The 7,825-nt window shown below is 62.6% G+C and carries 6 protein-coding genes and 1 pseudogene; all 7 read left to right on the top strand.

Annotated elements, in window-relative coordinates; genetic code table 11:
* Positions 1-232 (top strand): annotated as a pseudogene (locus tag EN964_RS17480) (hypothetical protein); the annotation flags it as partial.
* A gap of 7 nt (positions 233-239) precedes the next feature.
* Entirely contained in the window at positions 240-1,469 is a 1,230-nt protein-coding gene (locus EN964_RS17475) for a GNAT family N-acetyltransferase (RefSeq protein WP_127269108.1), read from the top strand.
* Positions 1,470-1,481: 12 nt separating this feature from the next.
* The gene (locus tag EN964_RS17470; RefSeq protein WP_127269109.1) at positions 1,482-2,705 is read left to right on the top strand and encodes a GNAT family N-acetyltransferase; all 1,224 of its coding nucleotides are present in this window, start codon (positions 1,482-1,484) and stop codon (positions 2,703-2,705) included.
* Positions 2,706-2,799: 94 nt separating this feature from the next.
* Positions 2,800-3,981, top strand: coding sequence for a glycosyltransferase family 9 protein (locus EN964_RS17465; RefSeq protein ID WP_306245672.1), 1,182 nt, complete (start codon positions 2,800-2,802; stop codon positions 3,979-3,981).
* Positions 3,982-4,198: 217 nt separating this feature from the next.
* On the top strand, positions 4,199-4,423 hold the full coding sequence (locus EN964_RS17460; RefSeq protein ID WP_127269110.1) for a hypothetical protein: 225 nt from the start codon (positions 4,199-4,201) through the stop codon (positions 4,421-4,423).
* Positions 4,424-4,466: 43 nt separating this feature from the next.
* Complete coding sequence (gene ligD, locus EN964_RS17455) at positions 4,467-6,959, top strand: DNA ligase D (protein ID WP_127276570.1); 2,493 nt, start codon at positions 4,467-4,469, stop codon at positions 6,957-6,959.
* A 227-nt stretch (positions 6,960-7,186) separates the two neighbouring features.
* Positions 7,187-7,825, top strand: a 639-nt coding sequence (locus tag EN964_RS17450) for a Ku protein (protein WP_127273691.1), incomplete at its 3' end; no start/stop codon positions are given.

The raw sequence follows: 7,825 nt of genomic DNA, 5'->3' as shown, positions 1-7,825 counted from the left end.
CACCACGACGGGCGGCGCGGTCGTCGGGCTGGCACTGATCGCGGCCCTGCTGGCAATCGCGTCTCCGCCGTGGGCGCTGTTGGGTTCCGCCGTCTCGGAGATGTTCGTGCTCGTGGCATCATGGTATTTCGCGCATCACCGCATGTGGAATATCGAGCATCCCGACGAGGCGCGCGACAGCCGGTTGGGCGCCTGGCGGCGCACGCTGTCGTTCGCCACGGCAAAGCGATAGGAAAAATATGGCAGTCCAGGCGGTGCAAATTGCTGCGGTGACCGGCTCGCCCGATGGCCAGTCCTCCCATCCGGCCGTCGTCGTCTCCAACGATGCATACACGGCGCGGCTCCACACCAGCCTGGAAGCGGTGAGGCCGCTCTGGTTGCGCCTTCAGGCGGACGGTGTGTGCACCGCCCACCAGAATTATGCCTGGGCCGAGGGGATCGTAGCGCGGCTGATGCCTGAAGGTGCGGAACTGCTCATCGTGGAGGTAAACGACGCCGTGACGGGCGTGCCGCGAATGCTGGTGCCGTTGATACGGCGACCGGCTTTCCGCCATCGAGTGATCGAGTGGCTGAGCTGTGGCGTTTGCGACTATTCGGCACCGTTGCTGGCCGATGCGAGCCCGTGGACGACGCAGTCGGCGCAGGCCGCGTGGGCCGCGGTGCGCTCCGTGCTGCCGCCGGCGGACCGTATCCAGATCAGGGGAATTCCGCAATCGATCAGCGGTGTCGCCAATCCGCTGGCCCTGCTGGCGGCCACGCGCGATTCCCTGCATACCAGCTTCGGCCTCGCCATCGACGGCGATCCGGAGACCGTCCTCAAGCGCCTATGCCGGCCATCCTTCGTCAAGGCTTTCAACAAGGACTGGCGTCGCCTCGAACGGCTTGGCGGCGTGGAACTGGTCGAAGCCAACACGCCGGCCCTGGTGGAGGTCATCTTCGCCGGCCTGGTCCGGATGCGGCTCAGCCGCTTTCGCGAACTGGGCCGCTTCGACCTGCTGACGCAGGCGGCGGTTGTCGATTTCTATCGAAACGCTGCTCTCGAGGGCCTGTCGGATGGGTCGGTGCGGCTCTTCGGGTTGCGTGTGGGTGAAGCTCTTATCGCGGTCCAATACCTGCTGATCCATCAAGTCACCGTTCATGCTCTGCTGATCTCAATCGATCAGGGCGCGGTGCCTAATGTCTCGCCTGGACTTCTGATCATGGGCAAGTTGATGAGCTGGGCGCGCGGGCGCGATTTCAATTATTTCGACCTGTCGGTAGGCAACCAGAGTTATAAGGAGCATATGGGTGCCTTGGGTTCGGGTCTGCGCGAGCTTTGCCACGGGATCACGGTGCGAGGCAGCGCCGTGAGCGCAGCCATCGAGATCCGCAACCGGGCCGAGGTGTTCGTGCGCTCCAAACCTCGGCTGCTGAAGAGGCTCCAGGGACTGATGCGGGGTTTGCGGCGCCTGCGCGGGGGATCAGAATGACGGGAGAAGCATGTGGCAAGCTACGCGGCGGGAACGACTCCGATAAAGGATTTGCCCGGTGGGCCGGTTTCCCCGACTGTCGCCAACGTTGATGCAACCGCGCACTTCACGGCTCGGCTGCACACCAGCTTCGACACCGTAAGGCTGCTATGGCTGCTCCTTGAAGCTCACGGCGTCTGCACTGCCCACCAGCATTATGCCTGGGTCGAAGGAATCGCCGCACGGCTGAAGCCCAAAGACGCGGATCTGGTCCTCGTCGAGGTGAGTGACGCAGTGACCGGCGCGCCGGCCATGCTGTTGCCGCTGATGCGGCGCCGGGCCTTCGGCCACCACGTGATCGAATGGCTGAGCTGTCGCGTGTGCGACTACTCAGTGCCGCTGCTGGCGGATGGGATAGAGTGGACCAGGCAGAGTGCCGACGCCATGTGGGCGGCGGTCCGTGCCGTGCTGCCACCGGCGGATCGCATCCATATCGCGGGAATTCCGCAGCAGGTCCACGGCGTGGCCAATCCGCTGGCACTGCTTTCGGTGGCGCGCGACTCCATCCAGGTCAGCTCCGGCCTCGTCCTGCATGGCGATCCGGAGACGCTCATCAAGCGGATCTGCAAGCCGTCCTTCGCCAAGGCCTTCCGCAAGCATTGTCGCGGCTTCGAACAGCTTGGTGGCCTCGCTCTGATCGAGGCCGACACGCCTGATCTGGCCGAGGAGCTCCTGGATGCTCTGTTGGAACTGCGGCTCAAGCGTTTCCGTGAGCTCGGGCGTTTCGACCTCCTGACGCAGGCGCCGGTCGTCGATTTTTACCGCGCCGCGGCGCTGCAAGGCCTGTCCAATGGATCGGTGCGGCTCTTCGGACTACGCGTCGGTGAAGCCTGGCTCGCCTCCATCTATGTGCTGGTCAGAAAAGGCACACTTCACGCCCTCCTGCTCGGCATCGACCAGAATGCGGTCGCCAATGTCTCACCCGGCCTGACGACGATGGGCAAGCTGATGATGTGGGGATGCGAGCGGGGCTTCGACTATTTCGACCTGTCGGTCGGCGGCCAGGGCTACAAGCAACATATCGGCGCCTCGAGCTCGGTACTGGCCGAGATCTGCGAACCGGTGACGGTGCGGGGCAGGGCTGCGAACGCAGCCATTTTGCTGCGCAGCCGGGTCGAAGGCATGACGCGGTCGCGTCCCCGGCTGCTCAAGGCCGTCCAGGGCCTGACGCGCCGCTTGCGGCGACTGAAGGACTGAGGAGGAGCGCTTGCCGGTCCTGCGATGCAGAGCACCAAGACCGGCAGGCAAGCTTGTTGACAGGGTTGGTTAGCTCTATATCTGAAAGCGCGGCTTGACGTTCAGAAATGAGTGTCACGGGCGGATTTTTTTAAGTTGGCGTTTTCGGCAGATCATCTCGATGAATGCAAGTTTAGGAGATGGGATTCGTTCCATCCTCATTATTCAAACGAAGTACATTGGAGATGTCGTTCTGACATCTGCTTTGGTTCGCAATCTACGTCTTTCTTATCCACAAGCATCGGTGACCATGCTTTGTGCGCCGGGTCTCAAGGAGTTCATCGTCGCGCAAGGGATCGCCGATGTTGCCGTTGGCTTTGAATCCCGTGGCAGAGGAAGGACTCTGCGCAAGCGTTTGAGCGACTATCGTGGCGTCATCTCTGATCTGCGGCGTCGAAGATTTGATCTTAGCATCGACCTTACCGATTCAAAAACCTCGCGGATCATGCATCGTTTGATCGGCGCTCCACTTCGCGTCGGCTTCGATCCTTCCGAGCATCCGATGAAGTTCTGGGAAATCCAGCTTGCAAACGTTCTCGCCGCGACCTTCGGACATGGCGGACCGCATTATCTCTACAGGAACCTGTCTCCTCTCCGCGCCCTTGGGCTGGATTGTGAGGATCCAACACCTCGGCTGCAGCCGACCAGTACTGCCCAGGAAGAGTGTGCCAGGCTTCTTGCGGAAAACGCTTTGGCGAAGAAGTCGTACGTGGCAGTGCATGCCGGCGCGAGGTTCGAAGGACGTTGTTGGCCGCCGCAACATTTTGCTGCGGTCATCGACGAAGTATACGCCAAAACCGGGCTGCGATCCCTCCTTGTTGGCGGGCCGGATGAAGGGCTTGCCGCGCAAAGGATCCTTGAAGTGGCAGCATCGCCGGTCGCAAGTGTCGTCGGAAAAGCCTCGCTTGAGGTCCTGACGGCATTGTTGGCCGAAGCGTCGATCTTTCTTGGCAATGAGAGCGGCCCGATGCACATCGCGGCCTCTGTCGGAACTCCAGCGGTGGGGCTGTACGGTCTGACGTCGCCAGAGCAATGGGGCCCGTTCGGTGTTCCCAACCGGACGCTCCAGCCGCCCATGCCTTGCCCGTGCATCGCTCCAGGTGTGTGTAAAGAAAACAACGCCGGTGGGGTCTATTGCGTCCAGCGGCTCCAGGTTGCCGATGTTGCGGCGGTGACACTCGATCTCATCGGCACGGAAGTTCAAAAATCTGCTCATTCGGGCATGCCGGCCGCGTAGCAGGGCGGCAGCGACGGGCGATTGTTTGGCGGCGCGCTTCACGTCTTGATTCAGGCCGAGGCTCAAACATCTTCAAAAGATTGGCAAATTTGACCGGGCCGCATCCTGCGCTGTCCGCGAAATTGACAGGACGGCGCGTCTCCGCCATCCTTGACCCCAGTCGTCAGGCTGCCGGCAGCGGCCGCGTTGTGTGTCTGGGGCGACCGAGGGCAGTGTCATGTTCAGTCCCGTCACAGGTCAGAATTCCAAGCGCGCCGCGGTGCGCAAGGCGCTCGATCGTCACAAGGTCTACATCACCGCGCAGCGTTTTTCGGCAGGCAGCTACCAGGCCCGGGTTCTGGTCGACGGCGAGGCCTATTGGGTCGACGAATTCCGGCTGAGCCAGCTGCAGCAGGGACTGTCGCCGGCGGAGCTCGAGTTGACGCCGGCCGTTGACGATTGAGCGCGACTGGCTTGTTCCTGGCCTCGGTGCTTCGACCTTTGCCATGACCACCCCGCCAAAGCTCCAATCCTACCGCGCGAGGCGTGAATTTTCCAAAACGCCGGAACCGGCAGGCGGCCTCATCACGGACGAAGGCAACCGCTTCGTTGTCCACAAGCACCACGCCACCGCAGACCATTATGATCTGCGCCTGCAGGTCGGCGATGTCTTGAAAAGCTGGGCGGTGCCGCGCGGGCCTTCGCTCAATCCGGCCGACAAGAGGCTGGCGGTCGAGACCGAGGATCATCCGCTCGAATATATCGACTTCGAGGGTGTCATTCCCGAGGGCGAATATGGCGGCGGGCCGATGATCGTCTGGGATACCGGCAGCTGGGCGCCGATGGACGATGTCGAAAAGAGTTTGCGCACCGGCGCCTTCAAGTTCCGGCTGGCCGGCGACAAGCTCAATGGCGGCTGGATGCTGACCCGGCTGAAGCCGAAACCCGGGGAAGACGAAAACAAGAAGAACTGGCTGCTGTTCAAGGAGCGCGACCTCGCCGCCGACACCGCGCTTGACATCCTCACGGCCCGGCCGGAAAGCGTCAAATCCGGATTGCGCATCGAGGAGTTGGCGGCGCCGGCGAAGCCAGCCGCCAAACCCGCGCCCAGACAGGGATCGCTGAAGCCCGGCACGCTGCCGGGTGCGTTCAAGGCCCCCATGCTTGCTCGTATCGAGCCGCAACTGGCGACGCAGGTGCCAAAACCACCGGATGGCGGGGACACAAGGGAAGTCTGGCTGCACGAAATCAAATTCGACGGCTACCGCACCATGGCGCATCTTACTGAGGGCGCGGTCAAGCTGATCACCCGTGGCGGCATCGACTGGACGAAGCGCTATGGCGACCTGCCGCATGCGTTCGCCAAACTGCCGTGCCGCGACGCCATCGTCGACGGCGAGATCGTGGTGCTCGATGCCAAGGGCATCAGCCGCTTCGCGCTGCTGCAGGATGCGCTGGCGCAGGGCGCCGGCAGCAAGCTCCATTTCTACGCCTTCGATCTTCTCCATCTCGACGGCTGGGACCTGACCAAGGCGCCGCTGGTCCGGCGCAAGGCGCTGCTGGCGCAGATGCTGTCGGGCCTCGGTGCCAATTCCGCCATCCAGTTCTCCGACCATGTCGAGGGCTCGGGGCAGGGGCTCTACGACCAGGCGTCGGAACTGGGGCTGGAGGGTGTCGTCTCCAAGCGCGCCACGGCCATCTATCAGAGCGGCCGAAGCAAAAGCTGGACCAAGACCAAGGCGTTGCTGTCGGACGACTTCGTCGTCGCAGGCTTCACCATCTCCGATGCGGCCGAAGGGCTGGCGGCGCTCGGCATGTCAGAGTTTGAGGATGGTGAATTGCATTATCGCGGCAAGGTCGGCACTGGTTTCGATGCCGCCACCGCCGGTGAGCTGCTCGCCAGGCTGGAGCCGCTGCGGGAAGGCGCCACCGCGCCCGAGGGCGTCCCGCGCGAAATCATGCGCGAGATGAACTGGGTGCGCCCGCTGCTGTCGGCGCGCATCCATTACGCCAACCGCACATCGGACAACGCACTGCGCCACGGCGTCTTCCGCGGTTTGAGAGATGTCGGCCTGTCGACGCCGGTCTCGTCCAAACGCAAGCGGCTGATCGCCGAGGCCGACCTTGCCACCATCTGGGTGACCAACCCGACGCGCCGGCTGTTCGGCAAGACCGGCCCGACCAAGCTCGACATCGCCGTCTATTATGCGCTGGTCGGCGATTTCATGCTGCCGCACATCCTCGGCCGGCCGGTGTCGCTGGTGCGCTGCCCGACCGGCCTGCCGAAGGATTGCTTCTTCCAGCGCCACGCCTTCACCGGTATGCCGCCCTCGGTGGTGACATTCGAGGCGACAAATTCGGAGGGCGAGACCAAATCCTATCTCTCGATCGAAGGCGCGAAAGGATATCTGGCGCTGGCGCAGTTCGGCGTCGTCGAGTTCCATACCTGGGGCACCCACCGCACCAGCCTCGACAGACCCGACCAGATCGTCCTCGACCTCGATCCGGGCGAGGGGATTTCATGGCGCGAGGTGGTCGAGGCCGCCGTGCACATCAAGGGCGAATTGGAGCGCCTGGGGCTGGTGCCGTTCGCCAAGACCTCCGGCGGCAGCGGCATCCACATCACCGTGCCGGTGACGGGCAAGCAGAACTGGAAGAAACTGCACCAGGCGACCAGCGCCATCGCCACGCATCTGGCGACAACGGCGCCGGACACCTTCACCACCACCATGGGCAAGGACAACCGCAAGAAGCGCATCTTCATCGATTATCATCGCAATGCGCGCGGCCACACCTCCGCAGCCCCTTATTCCTTGCGCGCCCGCACCAATCTGCCGGCCTCGACGCCGGTGAGCTGGAGCGATCTGGAATCCATCGATGCGCCGCAGTATCTGAACTATTCCTCCCTGCCGGGGCTGCTGGCGACGTCGGGCGATCCGTGGGCGGAGATCGACGAGTTCGCGCGGGATTTGCCGGTGTTCGAGGGAACGAGGAAGTAGTCGCGAGATGAGGGCGCAGTCCCGCCAGCGTCTCAATTCCAAGTCCATCGACGCTTCCGACAATTTGAATTATTCTCTCCGCCACGACCTCAAAGACGTACCGGAAGATTTCGTCAGGGATTTGCCTGTATCGTGTGGGGTCGGTGTAGGATTTCCTCGGCGCCAATCGTCCTTCGGACGAAAAGCGCTGCAGCAAATGTCAGTGCATGGCCGCGTAGGAGTGTTTCATGGCGCCCAGGGCAAGTTGGAAAGGTTACCTCAAACTCAGCCTCGTGAGCTGTCCGGTGCGGCTATATCCCGCCACCAGCGCCAGCGAGCGCATCAGCTTCAACCAGTTGCACAAGAAGACCCATAACCGCATCAACATGAAACCGGTCGACCCCGAATTGGGGCTCGTCGAGCGTGCTGATCTGGTCAAGGGCTACGAATACGAGGACAAGCAGTACATCATCATCGATGATGCCGATCTCGATGCGGTGCGCATCGAATCCAATCACACGATGAACATCGAGGCCTTCGTCGACGAGGACGAGGTCGATGTCATCTATCAGGACGCGCCCTACTACATGGCGCCCGACGGTGCGATGGCGGAAGAGACCTTTGCCGTGCTGCGCGAAGCGATGCGCAAATCCGGCAAGCTGGCGATCGCCCGCCTGGTGCTGTCCAGCCGCGAGCGCGTGGTGACGATCGGCGCGCGCGAGAACGGTATGTTCGTGTGTACATTGAGGAACCCGAACGAAGTACGCGGCACGGCTGAATATTTCGGCAACATCCCGGCTGGCAAGCCCGACCCCGAAATGCTGCAGCTCGCCGAGGCGCTGATCAAGCAGAAGGAAACCACCTTCGATCCGAAGAATTATGAGGAC

Source organism: Mesorhizobium sp. M7A.F.Ca.CA.001.10.2.1, assembly GCF_003998575.1.
Taxonomy (GTDB): domain Bacteria; phylum Pseudomonadota; class Alphaproteobacteria; order Rhizobiales; family Rhizobiaceae; genus Mesorhizobium.
This window is presented reverse-complemented; position numbering and strand designations above follow the sequence as displayed.